At 45.7% G+C, this 21,965-nt stretch carries 24 protein-coding genes and 1 riboswitch; of the genes, 21 read left to right on the top strand and 3 right to left on the bottom strand.

Translation table 11 applies throughout. The annotated features are described in order from the left end of the window. Positions 1-65 precede the first annotated feature (65 nt). Together JOJ89_RS01215 and JOJ89_RS01220 are read right to left on the bottom strand one after the other, a co-directional pair. Positions 66-1,121: an LLM class flavin-dependent oxidoreductase gene (locus JOJ89_RS01215; protein WP_203289355.1), complete on the bottom strand. Its 1,056-nt coding sequence runs from the start codon at positions 1,119-1,121 to the stop codon at positions 66-68. A gap of 80 nt (positions 1,122-1,201) precedes the next feature. Further along, positions 1,202-1,308, bottom strand: a riboswitch (SAM riboswitch). 57 nt (positions 1,309-1,365) lie between these two features. Next, positions 1,366-1,686 (bottom strand): thioredoxin family protein, encoded by a 321-nt coding sequence (locus JOJ89_RS01220; protein WP_029286402.1) that lies wholly within the window; start codon positions 1,684-1,686, stop codon positions 1,366-1,368. 275 nt (positions 1,687-1,961) lie between these two features. On the opposite strand from JOJ89_RS01220, the gene JOJ89_RS01225 reads away from it, so the two are divergent. The 7 genes from JOJ89_RS01225 (at position 1,962) to JOJ89_RS01255 (ending at position 10,307) form a co-directional block, all read left to right on the top strand. After that, positions 1,962-3,047, top strand: a complete 1,086-nt coding sequence (locus tag JOJ89_RS01225) for a D-alanine--D-alanine ligase (protein WP_203289356.1) — start codon at positions 1,962-1,964, stop codon at positions 3,045-3,047. Between the two features lie 99 nt (positions 3,048-3,146). Next, entirely contained in the window at positions 3,147-4,514 is a 1,368-nt protein-coding gene (locus tag JOJ89_RS01230) for a UDP-N-acetylmuramoyl-tripeptide--D-alanyl-D-alanine ligase (RefSeq protein ID WP_203289357.1), read from the top strand. Positions 4,515-4,829: 315 nt separating this feature from the next. Next, the gene (locus tag JOJ89_RS01235; RefSeq protein WP_029286396.1) at positions 4,830-5,537 is read left to right on the top strand and encodes an alpha/beta hydrolase; all 708 of its coding nucleotides are present in this window, start codon (positions 4,830-4,832) and stop codon (positions 5,535-5,537) included. A gap of 153 nt (positions 5,538-5,690) precedes the next feature. Beyond that, the gene (cshA, locus tag JOJ89_RS01240) at positions 5,691-7,193 is read left to right on the top strand and encodes a degradosome RNA helicase CshA (protein WP_029286394.1); all 1,503 of its coding nucleotides are present in this window, start codon (positions 5,691-5,693) and stop codon (positions 7,191-7,193) included. Between the two features lie 112 nt (positions 7,194-7,305). Continuing rightward, complete coding sequence (uvsE, locus tag JOJ89_RS01245) at positions 7,306-8,274, top strand: UV DNA damage repair endonuclease UvsE (protein ID WP_203289358.1); 969 nt, start codon at positions 7,306-7,308, stop codon at positions 8,272-8,274. Between the two features lie 121 nt (positions 8,275-8,395). Next, the gene (locus JOJ89_RS01250) at positions 8,396-8,875 is read left to right on the top strand and encodes a PH domain-containing protein (RefSeq protein ID WP_029286390.1); all 480 of its coding nucleotides are present in this window, start codon (positions 8,396-8,398) and stop codon (positions 8,873-8,875) included. Beyond that, positions 8,865-10,307: a PH domain-containing protein gene (locus JOJ89_RS01255; RefSeq protein WP_203289359.1), complete on the top strand. Its 1,443-nt coding sequence runs from the start codon at positions 8,865-8,867 to the stop codon at positions 10,305-10,307. The genes JOJ89_RS01250 and JOJ89_RS01255 overlap by 11 nt, the downstream gene beginning before the upstream one ends. A gap of 34 nt (positions 10,308-10,341) precedes the next feature. Here the strand turns inward: JOJ89_RS01255 and JOJ89_RS01260 are convergent, their stop codons facing one another. Beyond that, positions 10,342-10,938: a rhomboid family intramembrane serine protease gene (locus tag JOJ89_RS01260; protein ID WP_203289360.1), complete on the bottom strand. Its 597-nt coding sequence runs from the start codon at positions 10,936-10,938 to the stop codon at positions 10,342-10,344. Between the two features lie 109 nt (positions 10,939-11,047). Between JOJ89_RS01260 and acpS the strand changes: the two genes are divergently transcribed. The 14 genes from acpS to JOJ89_RS01330 all read left to right on the top strand — a co-directional run bounded on the left by acpS (position 11,048) and on the right by JOJ89_RS01330 (position 21,952). After that, positions 11,048-11,413, top strand: a complete 366-nt coding sequence (acpS, locus tag JOJ89_RS01265; RefSeq protein WP_029286384.1) for a holo-ACP synthase — start codon at positions 11,048-11,050, stop codon at positions 11,411-11,413. Between the two features lie 141 nt (positions 11,414-11,554). Further along, complete coding sequence (locus tag JOJ89_RS01270) at positions 11,555-12,565, top strand: LolA family protein (protein WP_203289361.1); 1,011 nt, start codon at positions 11,555-11,557, stop codon at positions 12,563-12,565. 128 nt (positions 12,566-12,693) lie between these two features. Beyond that, the gene (gene alr, locus JOJ89_RS01275) at positions 12,694-13,863 is read left to right on the top strand and encodes an alanine racemase (protein WP_203289362.1); all 1,170 of its coding nucleotides are present in this window, start codon (positions 12,694-12,696) and stop codon (positions 13,861-13,863) included. 159 nt (positions 13,864-14,022) lie between these two features. Then, the gene (locus JOJ89_RS01280; protein ID WP_029286378.1) at positions 14,023-14,304 is read left to right on the top strand and encodes a CopG family ribbon-helix-helix protein; all 282 of its coding nucleotides are present in this window, start codon (positions 14,023-14,025) and stop codon (positions 14,302-14,304) included. Between the two features lie 4 nt (positions 14,305-14,308). Then, positions 14,309-14,659 (top strand): type II toxin-antitoxin system endoribonuclease NdoA, encoded by a 351-nt coding sequence (ndoA, locus tag JOJ89_RS01285; RefSeq protein ID WP_029286376.1) that lies wholly within the window; start codon positions 14,309-14,311, stop codon positions 14,657-14,659. Between the two features lie 139 nt (positions 14,660-14,798). Then, positions 14,799-15,635: an STAS domain-containing protein gene (locus JOJ89_RS01290; protein WP_029286374.1), complete on the top strand. Its 837-nt coding sequence runs from the start codon at positions 14,799-14,801 to the stop codon at positions 15,633-15,635. Further along, positions 15,632-15,997, top strand: coding sequence for an STAS domain-containing protein (locus JOJ89_RS01295; protein WP_029286372.1), 366 nt, complete (start codon positions 15,632-15,634; stop codon positions 15,995-15,997). The genes JOJ89_RS01290 and JOJ89_RS01295 overlap by 4 nt, the downstream gene beginning before the upstream one ends. A gap of 2 nt (positions 15,998-15,999) precedes the next feature. After that, positions 16,000-16,401, top strand: a complete 402-nt coding sequence (locus tag JOJ89_RS01300) for an anti-sigma regulatory factor (RefSeq protein ID WP_029286370.1) — start codon at positions 16,000-16,002, stop codon at positions 16,399-16,401. A gap of 11 nt (positions 16,402-16,412) precedes the next feature. Beyond that, the gene (locus JOJ89_RS01305; RefSeq protein ID WP_203289363.1) at positions 16,413-17,420 is read left to right on the top strand and encodes a PP2C family protein-serine/threonine phosphatase; all 1,008 of its coding nucleotides are present in this window, start codon (positions 16,413-16,415) and stop codon (positions 17,418-17,420) included. A 63-nt stretch (positions 17,421-17,483) separates the two neighbouring features. Next, positions 17,484-17,813 carry an anti-sigma factor antagonist gene (locus JOJ89_RS01310; RefSeq protein ID WP_029286366.1) on the top strand — a complete coding sequence of 110 codons (330 nt, stop codon included), beginning with the start codon at positions 17,484-17,486 and terminating at the stop codon, positions 17,811-17,813. Next, positions 17,810-18,292, top strand: coding sequence for an anti-sigma B factor RsbW (gene rsbW, locus JOJ89_RS01315; protein WP_029286364.1), 483 nt, complete (start codon positions 17,810-17,812; stop codon positions 18,290-18,292). Before JOJ89_RS01310 ends, rsbW begins: the two co-directional genes overlap by 4 nt. Continuing rightward, positions 18,258-19,046, top strand: coding sequence for an RNA polymerase sigma factor SigB (gene sigB, locus JOJ89_RS01320; protein WP_029286362.1), 789 nt, complete (start codon positions 18,258-18,260; stop codon positions 19,044-19,046). Before rsbW ends, sigB begins: the two co-directional genes overlap by 35 nt. Then, positions 19,046-19,645: a PP2C family serine/threonine-protein phosphatase gene (locus JOJ89_RS01325; RefSeq protein ID WP_029566340.1), complete on the top strand. Its 600-nt coding sequence runs from the start codon at positions 19,046-19,048 to the stop codon at positions 19,643-19,645. Before sigB ends, JOJ89_RS01325 begins: the two co-directional genes overlap by 1 nt. Positions 19,646-19,789: 144 nt before the next feature. Next, complete coding sequence (locus JOJ89_RS01330; RefSeq protein WP_203289364.1) at positions 19,790-21,952, top strand: Tex family protein; 2,163 nt, start codon at positions 19,790-19,792, stop codon at positions 21,950-21,952. Positions 21,953-21,965 lie beyond the last annotated feature (13 nt).

A 21,965-nucleotide genomic window follows, 5' to 3' on the forward strand; every position in this document is an offset into this window, starting at 1 on the left:
AACGCACAAAACGCTTGGCATATAAGTTCCAAGCGTTTTTGTGCGTCTATTTATCTACTGACTTTTCAAAGCGAAAACGTGCTCTCTTTCCGCTTTTTCTCCACAAGCGGCATGACCTGTAATGAAAAACGCTCCATTTCTTCGAGCTGAGGCGAGAACTGGAGAAGCAACAGATGGAGTCCTGCCTCTTCATACTCAAGGATCTTGTCAGCAATCTGCTCAGGAGTGCCAATCAAATTTGGACGAAGGCCGCGGTTTGAAACCGAGTAGTCATACAGCTCAAGCTTTTGTTCAAGCTGGGACTTTGTTGTGAAGTCTTTGTAACCTGCATAGGCGGAAGATTCTTTTACATCAGTTATCCGCTTCAGCTCCTGCTGCACTTCTTCTTCGGTATCCCGGCAAATGATGTAGGCAGCCATTCCGAAAGATTGAAAGGGCTCTTTTCCGCGTGCTGCCCGCAGCTGCTTCATGCCGTCAATCTTCGTTTTGATTTCGTCCGCCGTTCCCCCGTGCATCACATAGGCATCGCAATGCTCAGCGATCGTTTCTTTTCCGCGCGGGCTTTCTCCACCTGCATATAGAATTGGATTAGGCTTTTGCACCGGCTTCGGTGAAAGGCGGGCATCCATCAGGTCATAAAACCTTCCCTGATACGTAAACGTTTCTTTTTCCCAAAGCCCCTTCAGGACTTCAATAAATTCTTCTGTCCGGTCGTAGCGCGCGTCGTGCTCTGTGAAAATGCCGCCGTACTGGCGCGCCTCTTCTTCCCACCACGCAGAAACAACGTTCAAGGTAAACCGCCCATTGCTGATGTGGTCAATGTTTGCTGCCATCTTTGCCGTGACAGCAGGGTTGTGGAAGCCGGGTCTGACTGCTGTCATAATTTCAATTTTCTCTGTGACGGCGGCAAGAGCGGCAGCAGTCGTCCAGGCTTCAAGCGAATCATGCTCAGGTCCCTTAATATCATTTAAGTAAAGCTCGGCGATAAGGGTGGTGTCGTAGCCCCACTCCTCTGCTTTTTGGATAACTTCCTTTGCGTAGGCGTAAGTAGGAGGCATTTTTTCATCTTCTACATTTCTGAGCCATCCCCCGAAGATTGGCAGCCAAAAACCGTATTTCATTGCGGAATCCCCTCTCTAATCTGCATAAAAAAGCCCCTCTTGTTAGACAAGAGAGGCTGGTTCTGCTGTGCAAGTTCTAGCTCTCATCTCTCAAACAAACTGTTTGCTGGAATTGGCACGGTTTCTGCTGTCAGATCCGTTGCCGAGGCTTCAAAGGGCCATATCCCTCCACCTCTCTTGATAAGAAACGTATGAAATTAGTTGTATCATAAAATAATTTGATTAGTATGTCAATTCTAAAAAGTCAGCCCAGCTTCTCCTGAAGGAACTCCGTCACCTGGTCGGGAGTCTTTGCATTCGCGCTGTGAAGGTGTCCAAGCTTCTCGCCGTTTTTAAAAATCAGGATGCTCGGAATCCCCATAACCTGGTACTTCTCTGCAATTTCAGGGAACTCATCTTTATTGATTTCATACCATTCATATGAGGAATAGGATTCCATAATTTCGCCGATAAACATGTTCATTCTTGTGCAGTCAGGGCACCAGTCTGCGAAAAATTTGATTAGCACCTCTTGATCTTGGGTAATTAATGTTTGGAACTGTTCTTCTGATGTAATTGGTTTCATGAATCAGACCTCCTTGCCCTTATTTTAATACAAAACGGGTATTTTGCATGCAGGAAATGCCTGATGCATGAAAAAGTGCGCAATGATTGCCGGCAAAAAACAGGATAAAGACAAACGCACTTACATAGCCTGCCTTACTGAAATTGGAAACGCCTTTAAAGGACGCAAATTGTGCCTTTGCCCGAATGTTATAAAGAAATCCATGATGGGCTATAACAATTTGGGCCGAAAGTGATAATATAGTAGAGATGAACTTTTCTTAGGGGGATATCCGCATGAAAATTAAAGTTGGATTATTATATGGAGGCAAGTCCGCAGAGCATCAGGTTTCCCTGCAGACGGCACTTGCTGTTATAAAAGCACTTGATACGAATAAATTTGATATACATCCGATCTACATTTCCGAAAAAGGCGAATGGTTCCGCGGACCCAAGCTTACTGAGCCGGCAGCTTCACCTGCTGAGCTTCAGTTCAGCCAAAATGGCACAGCGGTTTCTCCGGTTGCGCTCAATCAGGATCTTTTCCCTGCAAAAGCAGATGAAACGAACGAACAAATTGATGTAGTATTCCCGCTTCTTCACGGACCGAACGGTGAAGACGGCACTGTTCAGGGCATGCTTGAGCTTCTGAACCTTCCGTATGTCGGAAACGGTGTCCTTGCGTCTGCAGCAGGAATGGATAAAGTGATCATGAAAAACTTGTTTGCCCAGGCAGGACTTGAGCAGGCTAACTATGTTTCCTACATTAAGAGCGAGTGGAAAAAGGCGCCTGAAGAAGCTTACGATAAAGTGGAGCAGGAGCTTGGTTATCCTTGCTTTGTTAAGCCTGCCAATCTGGGCTCAAGTGTCGGCATCAGCAAATGCAAAGACCGTGCGTCACTTGAAAAAGCATTCGCAGAGGCATTTGATTATGACCGTAAGATCATCATTGAAGAAGGCATCATCGGACGCGAGATTGAAATCGGCGTCATCGGAAATGATGAGCCGATCTGTTCGGTTGTCGGTGAAGTTGCTCCTAAAAAAGAATTCTATGATTATAAAGCGAAATACGAAGACGGCGACACGGACATGATGATTCCTGCGCAGGTTACGGAAGAAGAATATGAACTGATTAAAGAGCTTGCCATTAAATCCTTTAAGGCAATCGACGGATCAGGACTTGTACGCGCAGACTTTTTCCTGACAGAAGACGGAAAAGCGCTGATCAACGAAGTGAACACAATGCCGGGATTCACGCCATACAGCATGTTCCCGCTTCTTTGGAAGCATACAGGCGTTGAGTACCCTGAGCTTATCGGGCGTCTTGTCGAGCTTGCCCTTGAACGCCACGAAGGCAAGCAGCAAATTAAACACACGTTTTAAGGAAAGCCTGGAAACACTATTCATTAAAGAATAGTGTTTCTTATTCATTGTCCAGAAGGCTTGAACAAAGTTTACATAAAAGAAGGGAGATTACAGCGCATGATTAAACGTTCTTTACGCGACATTCAGACAATGGCGGGAGGATCAGGCCTTGCGCCCCAACATGAAAACACCATGATCCACGGCATTACAACGGATTCCAGAAAGATTGAAGCAGGCACGCTGTTTGTGCCGATAGCCGGAGAAAACTTCGACGGCCATCATTTCGCCGAAAAGGCTCTTGCTGATGGAGCGGCGGCCACTCTTTGGAACCGTTCAAAACCGAACCCTCCTTCAGGTGCCGTCATTCTGGTTGAAGACACATTGGAAGCTCTTCAAACCCTTGCAAGCAGCTACCTTGACCAGCTGAACCTGAAAGTTGTAGGCTTGACAGGAAGCAATGGAAAGACAACCACTAAAGATATGGTGGCAGCACTGCTTTCAACAACGTACCGTGTCCACAAAACGCAGGGGAATTTCAACAACCATATCGGCATGCCTCTTACGATTCTCAGCATGACGGAAGATACTGAGGTAGCTGTGCTTGAAATGGGCATGAGCAACTTCGGGGAAATTGAACTGCTTTCAAATCTTGCAAAGCCGGATGCTGCGATCATTACCAACATAGGGGAATCCCACATGATGAATCTGGGCTCAAGAGAAGGAATCGCAAAAGCGAAGCTTGAAATTGTCAGCGGCCTCAAACCCCAAGGTGTGCTGATCTATGACGGGGAAGAGCCTCTGCTTGAAGAGCGTGTTCAGAACGCTTCATATAAAAAGGTTTCATTCGGAGCTTCTGCTGAAAACACGTATTCTCCCGAGGGAATCAGACACACAGAAAAAGGCACGTTTTTTACCATTCGCGGACGCGGGGAAGAACTGTTCCTGCCTGTGCTTGGAAAGCATAATGTCGGGAATGCTCTCGCTGCCATTGCTGCAGCTGAATTCCTTGGCGTGACAGAGGAGAAAATCAGCGAAGGGCTGAAGAATATTCAAATGACGGGCATGCGCCTTGAATTGACGAAAACAGAAGGCGGCCTTGCCGTTATCAATGATGCCTATAATGCAAGCCCGACATCTATGAAAGCTGCCATCAGGCTTGCGGGCGACTTGGACGGATACAGCCGGAAAATTCTTGTTCTTGGAGATATTCTCGAGCTTGGGGATGACATGCAGGTTCAATTTCACCGTGAAGTTGGCGAAACAATCGATGCAGCCGAAACGCAGCATCTTTTCACATACGGTAATCTTGGGGCAGAAATAGCCGAAGGGGCAAGAAAGAATCTTGATGACGGAGTGATTCACGTCTACCAGGATAAGCAGGAGCTCATTAAAAGTCTGAAGCAGACGGCGAAAGCGGGAGATCTTGTTCTTGTAAAAGCCTCGCGCGGAATGAAGCTTGAAGAGGTTGTTCAAGCTCTTCTCTAATTATGAAATAAAGCAGCCGGTCCTTCTTTTGTCTGTCAGAGAAACACGAAAAGAAAGAGGGAAGGACCTTGGTCCATGACGTTCAGAAAATAAATGGAGAGATAACGAGTACGACAAGTCCGACACCGATGGAATACGGCGTAAGCTCACTTACAACTTCATATGCACTGTTTTTTAATACGGTCATGATGAACGCTCCTTTTTGTTTTGAAATATAGTAACCCAGGGTACTTTTTATATACCCGGGTTCTTTTTTTTCAATCCTCTTATTTTTAAAACCCGGTATAAAAATATGTTCATTCGGGAGAGAGTGATATGAAAGGATGCCTTTGTATACACGGTTTTACTGGAGCTCCTTATGAAGTGGAGCCTCTCGTCAGCTATTTGCAGGAACGGACGGACTGGGTGCTGAAGACGCCGACGCTTCCGGGTCACGGAGAAACGCCGAGCCTGAAGGGGATCGAATTCAGCGAATGGATTGCGCACGCTGAAAATGAGCTCAGGGATTTGCTTGAAGAATGTTCCGAGGTCTATATCATAGGCTTTTCAATGGGCGGCTTGATTGCAGCGTATTTGGCCTCGAGGTATCCGGTTGAAAAGCTTGTGCTGCTTAGTGCAGCTGCACATTACTTAAATCCTCGCCAGATGCTGCTTGATGTGAAAGGGCTGCTTGCAGATGCCATCCGGGGAGAAGGCGCAAAGAATGAACTTTTTATCAGATACAGAAAAAAAGTGATGGAAACGCCGATTGCTGCAGCTCTGCAATTCAGGAAGCTCGTCAGGTATATTCGTCCATTATTGGAGAAAATAACTATACCTGTACTGATTGTTCAGGGAGAATGTGACGGAATGGTGCCTGTCAAAAGCGCTGTTTATATTTATGAAAAAGTCCGTTCAAGGCAGAAGGAGCTTTGCTTTATGCCGTGTTCGAAGCATCTGATCTGCCACGGGGAAGAGTTTCCGGAGCTTGCAGAAGTGATAGAAAATTTCTTAATGGCACAGACTAAGACAAGTGTGAAATAATACGCCTTGTTGTAAAAGTATATAAAAAGTGATATGATTGAATTTAAGTGTTTACGGGCTTTTATAAGCTAACGTTTTGCCCGATGGGGCGTTTTTTGTTTCACCATACATGAAAGTCTGTGAAGCTATAAGGATTAAAAGGAGTAGAACAAATTGACAATTACGTTTCAAGAACTAGGTATCAGCCCATTATTAATGGACGCCATTAACCGCATGGGATTTGAAGAAGCTACACCAATTCAGGCACAAACGATTCCGCTTGGGCTTCAAAATAAAGATGTAATCGGCCAGGCGCAAACAGGTACAGGGAAAACAGCTGCATTCGGTATTCCTCTTATCGAAAAGATCGACGTTAAACAAGATAAGATCCAGGGAATCATCATTGCACCGACCCGTGAACTTGCTATCCAGGTATCAGAAGAGCTTTACAAAATCGGTTCATCAAAACGCGTACGTGTACTTCCGATCTACGGTGGACAGGACATTAACCGCCAGATCCGCTCATTAAAGAAATTCCCTCACATCATCGTTGGAACTCCAGGCCGTCTAATTGACCATATTAACCGTAAAACATTGAAATTATCTGATGTTCAGACTGTTGTTATGGACGAAGCGGACGAAATGCTGAACATGGGATTCATCGAAGACATTGAGAACATTCTTTCAAATGTGCCATCAGAGCACCAAACTTTGCTTTTCTCAGCTACAATGCCTGATCCGATCAGACGCATTGCTGAAAAGTTCATGACGAACCCTGAGATCGTAAAAGTAAAAGCGAAAGAAATGACCGTTACAAATATTCAGCAATTCTTCATCGAAGTACAGGAGAAGAAAAAGTTTGATGTGCTTACACGTCTTCTTGACATCCAGTCACCTGAACTTGCGATTGTTTTCGGACGCACAAAGCGCAGAGTAGATGAGCTTTCTGAAGCACTAATGCTAAGAGGCTATGCTGCTGAAGGAATTCACGGCGACCTTACTCAAGCTAAGCGTATGTCTGCACTTCGCAAATTCAAAGAAGGTGCGATTGAAGTGCTTGTAGCGACAGACGTTGCTGCCCGCGGACTTGACATCTCTGGTGTTACTCACGTTTACAACTTCGATGTTCCTCAAGATCCTGAAAGCTATGTACACCGTATCGGCCGTACTGGACGTGCAGGTAAAACAGGAGCTGCGATGACATTCGTAACGCCAAGAGAACAGGATATGCTGAAAATCATCGAGCGCACAACGAAGCGCAAAATGGACCGCATGAAGGCTCCGACTCTTGATGAGGCTCTTGAAGGCCAGCAATCTGTATCTGTTGATAAAATCCGTCAAGCTATCGCTGACAACAACTTATCATTCTACAAGCGCACAGCTGAAGCTTTGCTTGAAGAGTTCGATCAAGTTTCTGTTCTTGCAGCAGCGATCAAGCTTATGACGAAAGAGCCGAACCAGACTCCGGTTAACCTGACAGAAGAATCTCCGCTTTACAAGCGCGGAGGCGGCAAACGCTCATCATCTTCTTCAAGCAACCGCAGCGGCGGCGGCAGAAGAGACGGCCAGCGTCCTTACAATAAGAACAACAAGCGTTCTTACGGACAGCAGGGCGGAAAGCCGAACAATAACAGCGGAAAACGCCGTTATTCAAACTCTTCATCATCATCTAACTAATACAAAGTTAAACGCACTGTGCTTCCTGCACAGTGCGTTTTTTGCATTCAAAAAAGTAATCGCATCCGGAAATGGGAACCCTAAACCAAAACAGGAAAAGAAGGTGTTCTTTTTGACCATTGTCCGGCTTGGCTATGTAGCCATGAGTGTGAATTTAACCAATTGCTCCCCGTCGCAAACAATGACGTTCGCTCAATTTCAGCGACTGCAGGACAGAGAAGCGGCCATCGAAAAGCTGGCCAGAATTTCCGCCTCAAACCTTGCAAATTGCCTTAGAATTCTCAAGCACAATACGGGGAATGATATCCGCTTTTTCAGATTCAGCTCAAAGCTCATTCCGCTTGCCAATCACCCTGAAGTGAAGGATTTTCATTATTTGCGGGACTTGAAGGAGCCGCTTCAGGAGCTTGGCAGCTGGATCCAAAAAACAGGGATGAGGGTTGATTTTCACCCTGATCATTTTGTTCTTCTTAATTCGCCTAAACCTGAGATTATGAATACGTCACTCAGAACACTGAGCATGCATGAGGCTCTTCTAAGAGGGATGGGTGTCCCGCATGAGCACAGATGTGTCATTCATGTGGGAGGGGCATACAGCAACAAGGAAAAAGCGCTCGAGCAGTTCATTCATAACTGGGGGTATGTGCCTGTAAAGCTCCAGGAAATGCTGATACTTGAAAATGATGATACCGTTTTCACTCTGCAGGATACATTGTATTTATGCGAAAAGCTTGCCATTCCGCTCGTGTTTGACTATCACCACCATCTCGCAAATCAAGAAAAGGATTCAGACTGGAGGAGTCACTGGGACAGGGTGACAGCGAGCTGGGAGCAGTCGCCTCTCCCGGTTAAAATGCATATCTCAAGCCCTCGCAGCGAAAGTGAGTTCAATGCCCATGCGGAATACGTTGACCCCGAGCTGTTCATGGCGTTTTTGTCTGAAATCAAAGGGAGCGTGCCCCAGATTGACTGTATGATTGAAGCAAAGAAGAAGGATGATGCTCTTTTTGCATTGATGGACAAGATGTGCGCCTATCCGAATGTGGAAAAGATTGACGGAGCTTCTTTTTATATCCGCTAGTGCTGTTTCTGTTCAAGTTCCCCGCATCCCGCTATAATAAATATGGAATCATTTAGTAATAAGTGAAACATATCTATTTCATAAACGTATAAAAAGAGAGATTTATTTAGGGGGAACACAGATGAGAGACGCACCTAAGCACAGGATCAGTGAACGGGCTTTAAAAGTATGGAAGCTTTCTGCCCTTATTCAGTCAATTATATTTCTGGCAGCAGCCGGGGGACTTGCCTATGCGGTTTATGCATTCGATTTTCCAATCTGGATCACGATTGCTGCATTCGGACTTTGGCTGGTGTTTTCAATTGTTTTTATTTTTATCACTCCGAAAATTCAGCACCGTACATGGCGGTATGAAGTGCATGAGAACGAAATTGATATTCAGTCGGGGCTGTTTATCGTTACACGCGTGATTGTACCGATGGTAAGAGTGCAGCACGTGAACACAAAGCAGGGACCTCTGCTCAGGAAGCATGACCTTGCAACTGTGACGGTGAGCACGGCAGCGACCGTTCATGAAATACCCGCACTTGATGTGGCGGAGGCGGACCAGCTCCGCGACTTCATCTCAAAGCTTGCGAGGGTGACAGAAGATGATGTCTGAACCGAAAAGACTGCATCCCGCAGCAGCCATTCTGACATTCTTTAAACAGCTTAAAGACGGTCTGTTTCCGTTCGTTGTTCTTTTCTTTGTGAATGACTATAAGCTATATTTCTTCATCGGCCTTGCTGTCGTTCTGTCGGTCATGGTCATATTCAGCATCATCAGCTGGACGAAATACACCTACAGATTTGAAGAGAATGAGCTTCGGATTGAATACGGTCTTTTTGTGAAAAAGAAAAAATACATACCGGTTGAGCGGATTCAGTCCACCAACGAAAGTGCCGGCATTGTCCAGCAGCTGTTCGGACTTGTTAAACTCCAGCTCGAGACAGCAGGCGGAGGGATTGAAGCGGAGGCTGTGCTGACTGCCGTGACGCGAAAAGAAGCACGCCGCATAAATGAGGCTCTGGCAGAGCGGAAAAAAGAAGCTGGAACTGAAGCGGAGATGGAAAATCCGGTTGAAGAGCGCGGATCTATTTATAAAATCGGCATGAAAGAGCTCCTTGTGGCAGCTTCAACCTCAAGCGGCATTGGTGTTGTGCTCTCAGCCGCTTTTGCATTCATCTCCCAGTTCGACGAGCTGATTCCGTTTGATAAGCTGATAAACCGCGTGTCGTTTTTAACGGATGCCAGCATCACGGTTTACGCCATTATCGTATTTCTCGCTTTTTTGATCGCCTGGGTTCTGAGTATTATCGGGGTGTGCCTGAAGTTTGCGAACTTTACGGTCGTTAAAAAAGATGAGGACCTGATCATATCCAGAGGTTTATTTGAAAAGCACCAGCTTACAATCCCGCTTGAGCGGATACAGGCTGTGAAAATCAGCGAAAATCCAATCAGGGAGAAGCTTGGCTACGCTACTGTCCATCTTTTGAGTGCGGGGGGCAGCTTAAGCAATCAAAACATGTCGGCCGTCTTATTCCCGCTGATCAAAAAAGCAAAAATAGCAGAGATGTTAAAGGAGTTTGCGCCTGACTATACAATGGAGGAACAGCTGACTCCGCTGTCTAAAAGAGCGAAGAGGGGCTATCTTCTTATCTACACCATCCCGTTCGTCATTCTCTCCTGCATCATCGGCTATTTCTTTGAGCCATGGGGCTATCTCGCCTTTTTAACCATTCCTGCCGCATTGGCAGCAGGCCTTGCTGCGTTTCGCTCCGGCGGCTGGAATATAAGGGGAGACCAGCTCACGCTTGTCTCCCGGACCGTGGTCAAAACCACTTATTTGGCTAAAAGAAAGAGAATCCAGGTCCTGGAATGCAAACAGTCGTATTTTCAAAAGCGGCTTGAGCTTGCTTCCATGCAGGCGTCCACTACGTCTGGTTTCGGCGGCACTCATTTTCACGTGAAAGGCGTGGACCTGAGAGATGCCGGGGAAATGTTTGAATGGTATTCTTATGAAAAAAGCGCAAGAAAAGACGCCGTCCTTTAATGGGACGGCGTCTTGCTGTAAACAACGGATACGGCTAACGCCCCGGCCTCTTCAAAAAAAGAGGGGCAATCAGGGCGCCGCCTACTGCACCGAAAATATGGGCAATAATGTTAATGTTCGTATTGATGAAGGTCATCACAATGCCAATAGCTAAAATCGTGATGATCAGCTGTGAGTTTGATGAATCTATCAGGTCTTTGCGGAAGACAACGATGTACAGGTAAATCCCGAACAGGCCGAAAATAGCGCCTGACGCGCCAACATGGGTATAGCTTAAGTCTTCAATGACAAAAAAGGTGGCAAGGTTTGCGATCATTCCGGTTGCAAGATACGCGATAAGAAACCTTGCTTTTCCAAGCATCCGCTCAAGGGCAGGCGCGAAGAGAATGATGGACACACTGTTAAACAGAATGTGGGCGAAGTTTGCATGCAGGAAGATTGGTGTAATCAGCCGCCACCATTCGCCATTGGCAACGCCCCCGTTGTACCCTACAATAGAGGCAAAGAAGAACGTCATTTCAGGAAATGGCAGTAAAAACAGCAGCCAGATCAGCACCTGGATACAGACAATGGCTGTTACAACAGGATACAGACGAATGAACGTCCGGAAATCTTCAGATCTTGTAAACATAGAACATGTCTCCTATTCTATAGGCTTCTTCTATATTACCACGGTTATGAGCATAGACGGCATATTAGTACACTGCGGCAAACACATCAGAAAGAAAGAAGGCGGTTTAATGATCAAAGGAATCGGCCTTGATATTGCGGAAATAGACCGGATCGGAAAAATGATTCTCAGGCAGCCGAAGTTTATTGACAGGATCCTGACAGACCGGGAAAAGGATGCCTATCACTCTTACTCCGGAAGAAGAAAAACAGAGTACGCAGCAGGAAGATTTGCTGCCAAAGAAGCATTTTCAAAAGCAATGGGCACCGGCATAGGCGGTGCACTCAGCTTTCAGGATATTGAAATTATAAGAGATGAATTTGGCAGGCCAATGATTGTAAAGCCTGATATGAAAGGATTTTACGTGCACCTGTCCATAACCCACACAAGGGAGTATGCGGCAGCTCAAGTAATAATTGAAAGCTCGTCAAGCTAGTCTGCATATTCACGCCCTGACCCTCATATATTTGTACAGCGGTAGGAGAGACAAGTCGTTTGATCGACCCGTGCCGGAGCACGGTGCTTTCAAGGAGCGTTTCTTCCTTTTTACGTCATATGAGACAAAGGGGCTGAATAGGTGAAAAAGCACTTTTTATTGCTGGTGGTGGGGATCATTGCCGTCCTGATGCTTGCAGCGTGCGGCGAGAAATCCAAAACGGATGTTGTGGAGAATCTGGACAAAAAGGTAGAAGAGCTGTCGGGGTATAAAGCAAAGGCGCAGATGACCCTGCAGACAGGAAGCGAGCCTCAGATCTACGAGGTGGAAATCTGGCATAAACAGCCGTCCTTCTACAGAGTGAATCTGAAAAACGCAGAGAAAGACCAGAGCCAGATGATTTTAAGAAACAATGAAGGCGTATTTGTGTTAACGCCGGCTCTGAAGAAAAGCTTCCGCTTCCAAAGCGAGTGGCCGCAGAACAGCAGTCAGGCATACTTGTTTGAATCGCTTGTAAAAGACATTAAGAGTGATGCAGATTCAATCTTCAAATCAACGAAAAATGAGTATGTGTTTGAAACGAAAACCAATTACCAGAACAGCCAGATGCTTCCGCTCCAGGAAATAACTTTTAACAAAAAGGACCTGAAGCCGTCTGTTGTAAAAGTGATGGATACAGACAGAAACCCTCTGGTTGTCGTAGAATTCACGGATTTTGACTTCGGTGCGAAGTTCGATAAAAATTCATTCGACATGGAGAAGAATATGTCATTTGCGAGTGTGGATGTTGAAACGTCTGCAGCTGTTGACTCTAAACCATTCTCGGTGAAATATCCGCTTGAGGAAATTGAAGGCGTGAAGCTTACCGAGGAAAAAGAAATGACAACAGAAAACGGCAAGCGGGTCGTACAAACGTATGACGGAGAAAAATCGTATACGTTTATCCAGGAAAAAGCCGTTGCGGCAACTGTCGCTACTTCTTCCTCCGTAAACGGCGAGCCGGTGGACCTTGGAGTTGCGGTTGGAGCGCTCACAGAACAGTCGCTGACTTGGTCGTACGACGGAGTAGAATACATGATTGCTTCAAAGGATCTCTCTCAGGAAGAAATGATCCGGGTCGCACAATCCGTTCAGGGGCAGGCAATCAAGTAAAAAATCGGATGGCGCATGAGCCATCCGATTTTTTTATGGCCAAAACAAATCCCTTTTTGATTTGACAACGAGCCATAAAACCTCTCATAATCAGCAATAGATAAAGACTACCACGAGGAAGTGTAGACATGGAAATGGCTTTTTACAGAGATACTTGGGCGGAGATTGATCTGGATGCCGTCATGAGCAATGTTCGCAACATGAAAGCACATATCGGAGAGGGCAGGAAGCTGATTGCTGTTGTGAAAGCGAATGCATACGGCCACGGTGATGCAGAAGTGGCAAAAGCGGCGCTTGAAGCAGGAGCGGACATGCTTGCGGTAGCATTTCTGGATGAAGCAATTGCCCTTCGCAATGCCGGATTCCAAACGGAAATACTTGTGATGGGGGCATCCCGGCCAACAGATGTGCAGCTTGCAGCCGACATGAACATCATCCTGACGGCACCATCTTTCGAGTGGCTGGAGGAAGCAGGCCGCAATGTTCATACCGGGACATTAGCCGTTCATTTAAAGCTCGATACCGGCATGGGACGCCTTGGGATCCGGACAGAAGAGGAACTTCACAAGGTTTTTTCTTTTTCAGAAGGAAAACAGTGCTTGAACATAGAAGGTGTTTTTACGCATTTCGCTACAGCGGATGAACTTGATACGGCCTATTTTGATGAACAATACAAGGCTTTTGAAACATTGGCAAAAGCAGCTGCATCCTATGGGGAAGTGATGATTCACTGCGGCAACAGCGCAACGGGCCTGAGATTTCCGGATAAGCTTGTCCATGCAGTCAGACTTGGGATCTCGATGTACGGTCTAAGCCCTTCAAGTGAAATGAAACCGCTGCTTCCATTCAAGCTAAAAGAAGCGTTTTCTCTTCATTCAAAGCTAGTTCATGTAAAAAAGATAAATAAAGGCGACAAAATCAGCTACGGAGCTACCTACACGGCAGAGGAAGATGAATGGATCGGCACGATTCCCATCGGATATGCAGATGGCTGGGTGCGCCGTCTGAGGGATTCGGACGTGCTTGTGGACGGAGAAAGAGTGCCAATTGTTGGAAGGATCTGCATGGATCAATGCATGATCAAGCTGCCTTCGGAAAAAGAAATCGGAACGAAAATTACGCTTATCGGCAGTCAGAAACATGAGATGATTCCGGTGGATGAAGTGGCGGAAAAACTCGGAACCATCAACTATGAAGTCACTTGTACAATAACTTCTCGCGTTCCCCGTATGTTTTTGAGAAATAAGAGTATAATTGAAATGAGAAACACTCTATTGGACGGAAGAAAAAAAGGGTAAGACGATTTTTAAAAGGGGTCTCATTGAATAAAAGAGCCTGTCCTAAAAAGTCAGCAGGACCGAATTATTAGAAAATAACTTTGCTTCTTGCATTGATAGTGTTATTATTGTATGTGGAATGGAATAATAGGTGTGTAAGTTTGGTGGAGGTGTATGTTTGTGTCTGAATCCAGCGCAACAACAGAAATCTTAATTCGACTGCCGCAAGCATTGGTCTCGGAGTTAGACGGTCTTGTGAAACAGGAAAATGGGAATCGGAGCGAGTTAATTTATCAAGCAACGAAAATGTATATCCGCGAACGCAAAAAGCGTCAGATTCGCGAGTCTATGAGACGCGGTTACATGGAAATGGCCAAGATTAACTTAAACATTGCTTCCGAAGCATTTCAGGCTGAATCAGAGGCTGACCACACCGTTGAACGCTTAGTAAGCGGGGGTTAATCCTTTGATTGTCAAACGCGGCGACGTTTATTTTGCTGATTTATCACCTGTTGTCGGCTCTGAGCAAGGCGGGGTCCGTCCGGTACTGATCATTCAGAATGATATCGGAAACAGGTTCAGTCCTACGGTCATCATAGCAGCCATCACTGCTCAAATTCAGAAAGCGAAGCTTCCAACCCATGTGGAAATTGATTCAAAGCGATATGGATTTGAACGTGACTCTGTTATCCTGCTGGAACAGATCCGAACAATTGATAAACAGAGATTGACTGATAAGATTACACACTTAGATGATGAAATGATGGATAAAGTGGACGAAGCTTTGCAAATAAGCTTGGGACTCATTGATTTTTAACGAATAAAAAGGTTCTTTTTAAGGAAGTTGCTGCCAGAAAGCAACTTTTTTTTATTTTATTGACATAAATCGGTATAATGTAAGGTGGAATACTTGTTACCTTTTTTTGCCCATTTACTAAGAGGGGGATCACGGACACATGACAGAAAAGTCCAATCAATTATTTGAATATGTAATGGCTCATCAGAATGAGATTCTAAAAGAATGGAAAGACCGTCTGAAAGAGCTTGGAGATCAAAAGTACTCCAGTCTTCTGTCAGACCAGGCTTATGATAATGCGTGCAATGAATACCTTCAGATTTTAATCAGCCATATGCACAGTCCGGGAACCGATTTTTCAGAGAGAGTGTCTGATTTTGCCCATAAAGCAGTTCAGCTCGGCTGGAGCCTGAAGTTTATTTCAGAAGGCTTGAAACAGCTGTCTCTAATTATTTTCACGAGACTGACAGAGGACTTGTCTGAAGAGCAAAAAATGCAGGTTGTATGGGAGTTTGACAGACTGCTGTCCCCAATTAACAATGAACTGATTCATCAATATGCCGCTTCATGGGAAAGAACGGTATCCTTGCAGAAGATTGCGCTGCAGGAACTGTCCGCTCCGCTGATTCCTGTCTTTGAAAACATTACAATTATGCCGCTTGTTGGTACAATTGATACAGAACGTGCAAAACAGATTATGGAAAACCTGCTCACAGGCGTTGTTAAGCACCGCGCCCAGGTTGTGCTGATCGACATTACCGGTGTGCCGGTGGTCGACACAATGGTGGCGCATCACATCATCCAGGCTTCTGAAGCTGTGCGTCTGGTAGGGGCTAAATGCCTTCTTGTCGGCCTAAGACCGGAGATTGCCCAGACGATCGTAAACCTTGGCATCGATCTAAGCCAGGTCATTACTAAAAACAGCCTTCAAAAGGGAATGGAAGCCGCTCTTGAAATGACCAAAAAACAAATTGTTGAAATGGGGGATCCGGAATGAGAACTCCACGAATACCTATACTAAAGCTTCATAATTGCCTGCTTGTATCCATTCAGTGGGAGCTTGATGATCAGACTGCCCTGCAGTTTCAGGAAGATCTGCTTCACAAGATTCATGAAACAGGAGCAAGCGGCGTTGTTATAGACCTGACTTCTGTTGATGTCATCGATTCGTTCATCGCCAAGGTGCTTGGTGATGTGATCGGCATGTCGAAGCTTATGGGAGCAAAGGTGGTTTTAACAGGCATACAGCCTGCTGTTGCCATAACACTTATCGAACTTGGAATCCATCTGGCAGATGTACAGACCGCGCTGGATCTTGAAAAAGGGCTTGAAACTCTACAACAGGAGCTGGGGGAATAAGCATGGATAACCAATCCTGTGTAAAAATCATTACGGAGTGGGACATTGTGGCTGCCCGCCAGCTTGGCCGCAATGTTGCTAAAGAGCTCGGGTTTGGTACGGTCGACCAAGCGAGGATTACGACAGCTATCTCCGAACTTGCGCGTAATATATATTTGTATGCTGGACAAGGCCAGATTTGCATTGAGCAAATTTCCGAATTCAGCAAAAAAGGATTGAAAATAATAGCCATTGATAACGGGCCTGGTATACCGGATGTGCGAAAAGTAATGGAAGACGGCTTTTCAACTTCCGGAGGACTTGGAGCCGGTTTGCCTGGAGTTAAACGCCTGATGGATGAGTTTAGTATCGATACCGTCTTAGGAGAGGGAACGGATATCCAAGCTGTTAAATGGCTTCGCTAGGAGGAAGCTGCATGGATTTTAAGGATGTCATTGAGTCAAAATATCAGGAACTGCTCAGCCATTACCTGAATGAACTGACTGAAACGGCTTTGTACCAGGGACAGAAGTTCAGCAGGAAAGCAATTGCTGAGCAAATCCCCCCTGAGGAGATTATCAGTCTTCACCGGAAGGTTCTTCAGGATCTTTTTCCTGATGTTGACCAGGAGGTGCTGAACTCGCTTGATTTTCTGCTTGAGGTCATGATGGGATACGGTCTTGCCTATCAGGAGCATCAAAGCCTCAGGGACAAGCAGCAGGAGATCAAGTCAGAAATTCAGGTCGCTGTAAACGTGCAGCAGATGCTTCTTGAAACATCTGTGCCGAGTGTTCCAGGTCTTGATATAGGCGCAATAAGCGTTCCGGCAAAGCATATGAACGGAGATTACTATCACTTTGTCTATGACGAGGAAACGGTCAGCATCGCAATAGCAGATGTTATTGGCAAAGGAATTCCGGCTGCGCTTTGCATGTCGATGATCAAATATGCGATGGACAGTCTGCCTGAATCGCGGAAATCCCCAAGCCGGGTGCTTGAAAATTTAAACAGGGTTGTCGAGCATAACGTGGACCCAAGCATGTTCATCACGATGTTTTACGGAATGTTTGATACAAAAACGAACGAATTTGTCTACGGTTCTGCAGGTCATGAGCCTGGATTTTACTACAGTGCATCAGAAGATTCTTTTTCAGACATGCAGACTAAAGGGCTTGTCCTTGGAATTGATTCATCCGTTAAATATAAGGAGTACAGGAAAGTGATCGAAAAGGGCGACATGGTTGTGCTTCTTTCCGACGGAGTGACTGAATCAAAATCAGGGGATGAATTTGTAGAACGCTGCTTTATTACAGATCTTATAAAAAAATACAGTCATTTAAAGGCTCAGGAGATTGTGGATCATATCTACAGAGATTTTCTTCAGATGCAGGATTTTGAGCTGCACGATGATTTTACTCTCCTCATTTTAAAGCGTGAGGTTTAATCCTTTTTTACAAAGGGTAAATAACTCATTAGGACAAAAGGAATAATATTAGGGGGACTACACATGAACCTTTCAATAAATGCAAATCAAACAGATGAACTTGTTCAAATAGATCTGGCTGGAGAAATTGATGCCTATACTGCACCTAAACTGAGAGAGCAGCTTATGCCGCTTGCTGAAGAAGGGAAATCGATGACGGTCAGCCTGAAGGATGTTTCCTACATGGACAGTACCGGACTCGGTGCATTTGTCGGCCTGCTGAAGGCTGTCAGAAAAAACGGCGGAGATATGAAGCTTGTGAATTTATCTTCACGTCTTGAAAGACTTTTTAATATCACTGGTCTGAGTGAAATTATTGACATTTCTTCTAAATCAGAAGGTGGGGTTCGATGAGACAGTTAGTGGATTACATCGAAGTGAAGATTCCTGCAAAGCCGGAATATGTGGGAATCGTCCGTTTGACTCTTTCCGGGATAGCGAGCAGAATGGGCTATTCGTATGATGAAATTGAAGATCTGAAAATAGCTGTCAGCGAAGCATGCACGAATGCCGTGCAGCATGCGTACGAAAGCGCGGAAGGCGGAGAGGTAAACTTAGGGTTTGGCCTTTATGACGACCGCCTTGAAGTGATGGTTTCAGACAGCGGCCAGAGCTTTAACTTTGAACAAAAGAAAAATGAGCTGGGGCCATATTCTGCCGCAAACCCTGTAGACCAGCTTCCTGAGGGAGGGTTGGGGCTCTACTTGATGGAAACGCTCATGGATGAAGTTCGTGTGCAAATCGATTCCGGCGTTACCGTCTTCATGACAAAGTATTTAAACGGGGAGCGAGTAGAACATGACACAACCATCCAAAACTACGAAGCGAACTAAAGAAGAAATAAACGAACTGATTTTTGATTTTCAGCACAATCAAAATGAAGATGCCCAGCTTTTTCTAGTTGAGTACTACAGCGGACTTGTTGAAACGCTCGCCAAGAAATATTCAAGAGGCAAAAGCTTTCATGAAGACCTTAAACAGGTCGGCATGATCGGCCTGCTCGGTGCCATCCGCCGCTATGATCCTGAATTCGGCAAAACGTTTGAAGCCTTTGCCATTCCGACAATCATCGGTGAAATAAAGAGATTTCTCCGCGACAAAACATGGAGCGTCCATGTTCCGCGAAGAATTAAAGAGCTTGGCCCGAAGATTAAGATGGCCGTTGATGAACTGACGAATTCTCTTCAGCGTTCACCTCAGGTCCATGAAATCGCTGATTATCTGGAGGTTTCAGAGGAGGAAGTGCTCGAAACGATGGAGATGGGAAAAAGCTATCAGGCTCTTTCTGTTGATCATTCCATCGAAGCGGACTCCGACGGCAGCACAGTGACCATATTAGATATTGTCGGTTCAAAAGAAGAAGGATATGAGCAGGTCAACCAGAAGCTCATGCTTGAAAGTGTTCTCCACGTTTTGTCTGACCGTGAAAAAGAGATTATCCACCACACATATATTCTGAATAAAAGCCAGAAGGAAGCGGGAGAGATCCTCGGCATTTCTCAAATGCACGTCTCAAGGCTTCAGAGAAGAGCTATTACAAAGCTCAAAGAAGCACTTTCTGCTGATATGTCACTGGGGATGCAGTAATGTATCAAACGGAACAAAACAGCCATGTCTACGCATACGCCTACCAGATTCAAAAGGAAGGGAAAACTCTATGCGGGGACAGTTTTTTAATAAAAGCAACTGAGGAATATTTCATTTGCGCCGTCGCCGATGGTCTCGGGAGCGGCGAGCGTGCGTATGAATCCTCATCTGCCATTAAGGAAGTCATTGAGGAATATCATGCAGAGGATGTTGAACTGCTGATTGCCAAATCAAATGAGGTGCTGAAAAACAAGCGCGGAGCAACCGTCGCTATTTTCAAGGCGTACTTTGGACAGAATACGTTCACATTCAGTTCGGTAGGGAATATCCGGTTCGTCCTTTATTCTCCTTCAGGGAAGTATATCTATCCTCTGCCTGTTCTTGGCTATATGTCAGGCAAGCCTCAGAAGTTCAGCGTTCATACGTACTCTTATGAGCCAGGAGCAAAATTCATTTTGCATTCAGACGGACTCAACATTCCGGCAGTAAAATCTCTTTTGAAGGACCATCAGACAATTGAAGATATCTCAAATCATCTGGAGCCTTACACGAAATCGCGTCAGGATGATTTAACCTACGTAGTCGGTCAGCTGTTTTAGCTGGCGGGCTTTTTTGTTTGGCTGAAAAAGTGATTGAAAACGGATCAGGAACACAATTTTTCCTAGAAAGGGGCATTCGTCATTTTTGAAATAGCCCGGCTTTTGGTAAACTGTTTCTAAGTCGATGTAAGGGGAGGCAACAGAATGGCAGACAAAACAGAACGCATCATGCAGACAATCAGCAAAGAGCTGTCTATTACATATAAGCAAGTACAGAACGTGATTGAATTGCTCGATGGCGGAAATACCGTTCCTTTCATAGCAAGGTACCGGAAAGAACAGACAGGTGCCCTTGACGAAGTACAGATCCGTGACATCTCTGAAAAATGGCAGTACATCCAAAATCTTGAGGCCAGAAAAGAAGAAGTAATCCGCCTGATTGAGGAACAGGGCAAACTCACTCCTGAACTGAAAAAAGAAATTAGTGAAGCCCTCAAACTGCAGAAAGTGGAGGATCTCTACCGGCCTTACAAACAAAAACGCAGAACGAAGGCGACAGTCGCGAAGGAAAAAGGTCTTGAACCTCTTGCAGCCTGGATGAAAGAACAGCCTTCGAATGGCTCGCTTGAAGAAAAAGCGGCCGCGTTTATCAATGAGGAAAAAGAAGTGCTGACAGCCCAGGATGCCATTGACGGAGCGAAAGACATTCTTGCCGAATGGATTTCAGACGAGCCGTCCCATCGCCAGTGGATCCGCGATCTTACGTTTAGAAAAGGAAAAATCGCGGCATCAGCCAAGGATGAAGAGAAAGACGAAAAGAACGTGTATGAAATGTATTACACGTACGAGGAGCCTATCCTGAAAATTGTGCCCCACCGTGTTCTTGCTCTGAACCGAGGGGAAAAGGAAGGGATTTTGAGAGTAACAGTTGAAGCGCCGGCAGAAGAAATTATCATGCAGCTTCAAAAACGAGAACTTAAAAATCCGCGCACAGTTGTAAAAGATACGTATATAGCAGCGATAGAAGATGCTTATAAAAGATTGATTGAGCCTTCCATCGAGAGGGAGATCCGGAAAGAACTATCTGAAAAGGCTGATGACCGGGCCATCCACATTTTCTCTGAAAATTTGAGGAATCTTCTGCTTCAGCCGCCTCTTAAGGGGAGAATCGTCCTTGGAGTCGATCCCGCCTACCGGACAGGCTGCAAGCTTGCTGCAGTAGATGAAACAGGAAAGGTTCTTGAAATCGGGGTGATCTATCCCCACCCGCCTGTAAATAAAGCAAGAGAAGCAAAACAGAAGCTTGCGGATATCATCAAACGCTTCAAGGTTGAACTGATTGCCATCGGAAACGGGACGGCATCAAGGGAGACTGAGCAATTCGTGGCAGATTTGATTGAAGAACTGAAAGCAGATCTCTCATATATCATTGTGAATGAAGCAGGGGCGAGTGTTTACTCTGCATCTGATCTGGCTCGGGAAGAATTTCCTGATTTTCAGGTTGAAGAGCGCAGTGCTGTCTCCATTGCGAGACGACTGCAGGATCCGCTGGCTGAACTGGTCAAAATTGATCCTAAGTCGGTTGGAGTCGGGCAGTATCAGCATGACGTTGCACAGAAAAAATTGAATGAATCTCTGACATTTGTTGTTGAAACCGTGGTAAACCAAGTTGGAGTCAACGTGAACACAGCTTCATCTTCTTTGCTTCAGTACGTGGCGGGTCTAAGCAAGTCCGTGGCGCAGAACATCGTGAAACAGCGTGATGAAATCGGGAAGTTTGATGACCGGAAGCAATTGAAAAAGATCCCTCGTCTTGGAGCTAAAACATATGAGCAGTGCATAGGGTTCTTGAGAATTTCCGGGGGCAAACATCCTCTTGATTCAACCGGAATCCATCCTGAAAGCTACAAAGAAACAGAAGAGCTGCTCCGTATGCTGGGCTTGAGCCTGAAAGACCTTGGGTCAGACAAGCTTAGAGAAGCGATAAGCAGTCTCAACCTGAAGGAAGCTGCAGAGAAAATCGGCATGGGAGAACTGACCTTAAAAGATATTTGCGATTCTCTTGTGCGCCCGGGGCGCGATCCGCGGGATGAAGTGGCTAAACCGCTGCTTAAAAAAGGCGTTCTGAAACTGGAAGACCTTGAAACAGGCATGGAGCTTCAAGGAACGGTCCGAAACGTAGTAGACTTCGGAGCGTTCGTTGATATAGGAGTGAAACAGGATGGGCTTGTCCATATCTCCAAGCTGAAAAATTCTTACGTGAAGCATCCGCTTGATGTTGTCTCAGTCGGAGATGTTGTAACTGTATGGGTAGACTCAGTCGACAGGCAAAAAGGCCGTGTTGCACTCACGATGGTTGGCAACTGATGAAAAACACTGC

The sequence above is a fragment of the Metabacillus sp. cB07 genome, assembly GCF_016839225.1.
GTDB classification, from domain to species: Bacteria; Bacillota; Bacilli; order Bacillales; family Bacillaceae; genus Bacillus_P; species Bacillus_P indicus.

What these genes read in the sequence shown, in the direction of transcription:
- JOJ89_RS01310 (WP_029286366.1), top strand. Translation starts at nt 17,484, where the DNA reads ATGAACCTTTCAATAAATGCAAATCAAACAGATGAACTTGTTCAAATA.
- alr (WP_203289362.1), top strand. Translation starts at nt 12,694, where the DNA reads ATGGAAATGGCTTTTTACAGAGATACTTGGGCGGAGATTGATCTGGAT.
- JOJ89_RS01260 (WP_203289360.1), bottom strand. Translation starts at nt 10,938, where the DNA reads ATGTTTACAAGATCTGAAGATTTCCGGACGTTCATTCGTCTGTATCCT.
- JOJ89_RS01295 (WP_029286372.1), top strand. Translation starts at nt 15,632, where the DNA reads ATGAGAACTCCACGAATACCTATACTAAAGCTTCATAATTGCCTGCTT.
- JOJ89_RS01225 (WP_203289356.1), top strand. Translation starts at nt 1,962, where the DNA reads ATGAAAATTAAAGTTGGATTATTATATGGAGGCAAGTCCGCAGAGCAT.
- JOJ89_RS01325 (WP_029566340.1), top strand. Translation starts at nt 19,046, where the DNA reads ATGTATCAAACGGAACAAAACAGCCATGTCTACGCATACGCCTACCAG.
- sigB (WP_029286362.1), top strand. Translation starts at nt 18,258, where the DNA reads ATGACACAACCATCCAAAACTACGAAGCGAACTAAAGAAGAAATAAAC.
- acpS (WP_029286384.1), top strand. Translation starts at nt 11,048, where the DNA reads ATGATCAAAGGAATCGGCCTTGATATTGCGGAAATAGACCGGATCGGA.
- JOJ89_RS01250 (WP_029286390.1), top strand. Translation starts at nt 8,396, where the DNA reads ATGAGAGACGCACCTAAGCACAGGATCAGTGAACGGGCTTTAAAAGTA.
- JOJ89_RS01290 (WP_029286374.1), top strand. Translation starts at nt 14,799, where the DNA reads ATGACAGAAAAGTCCAATCAATTATTTGAATATGTAATGGCTCATCAG.
- JOJ89_RS01300 (WP_029286370.1), top strand. Translation starts at nt 16,000, where the DNA reads ATGGATAACCAATCCTGTGTAAAAATCATTACGGAGTGGGACATTGTG.
- JOJ89_RS01220 (WP_029286402.1), bottom strand. Translation starts at nt 1,686, where the DNA reads ATGAAACCAATTACATCAGAAGAACAGTTCCAAACATTAATTACCCAA.
- JOJ89_RS01330 (WP_203289364.1), top strand. Translation starts at nt 19,790, where the DNA reads ATGGCAGACAAAACAGAACGCATCATGCAGACAATCAGCAAAGAGCTG.
- JOJ89_RS01255 (WP_203289359.1), top strand. Translation starts at nt 8,865, where the DNA reads ATGATGTCTGAACCGAAAAGACTGCATCCCGCAGCAGCCATTCTGACA.
- JOJ89_RS01235 (WP_029286396.1), top strand. Translation starts at nt 4,830, where the DNA reads ATGAAAGGATGCCTTTGTATACACGGTTTTACTGGAGCTCCTTATGAA.
- JOJ89_RS01215 (WP_203289355.1), bottom strand. Translation starts at nt 1,121, where the DNA reads ATGAAATACGGTTTTTGGCTGCCAATCTTCGGGGGATGGCTCAGAAAT.
- JOJ89_RS01230 (WP_203289357.1), top strand. Translation starts at nt 3,147, where the DNA reads ATGATTAAACGTTCTTTACGCGACATTCAGACAATGGCGGGAGGATCA.
- JOJ89_RS01305 (WP_203289363.1), top strand. Translation starts at nt 16,413, where the DNA reads ATGGATTTTAAGGATGTCATTGAGTCAAAATATCAGGAACTGCTCAGC.
- rsbW (WP_029286364.1), top strand. Translation starts at nt 17,810, where the DNA reads ATGAGACAGTTAGTGGATTACATCGAAGTGAAGATTCCTGCAAAGCCG.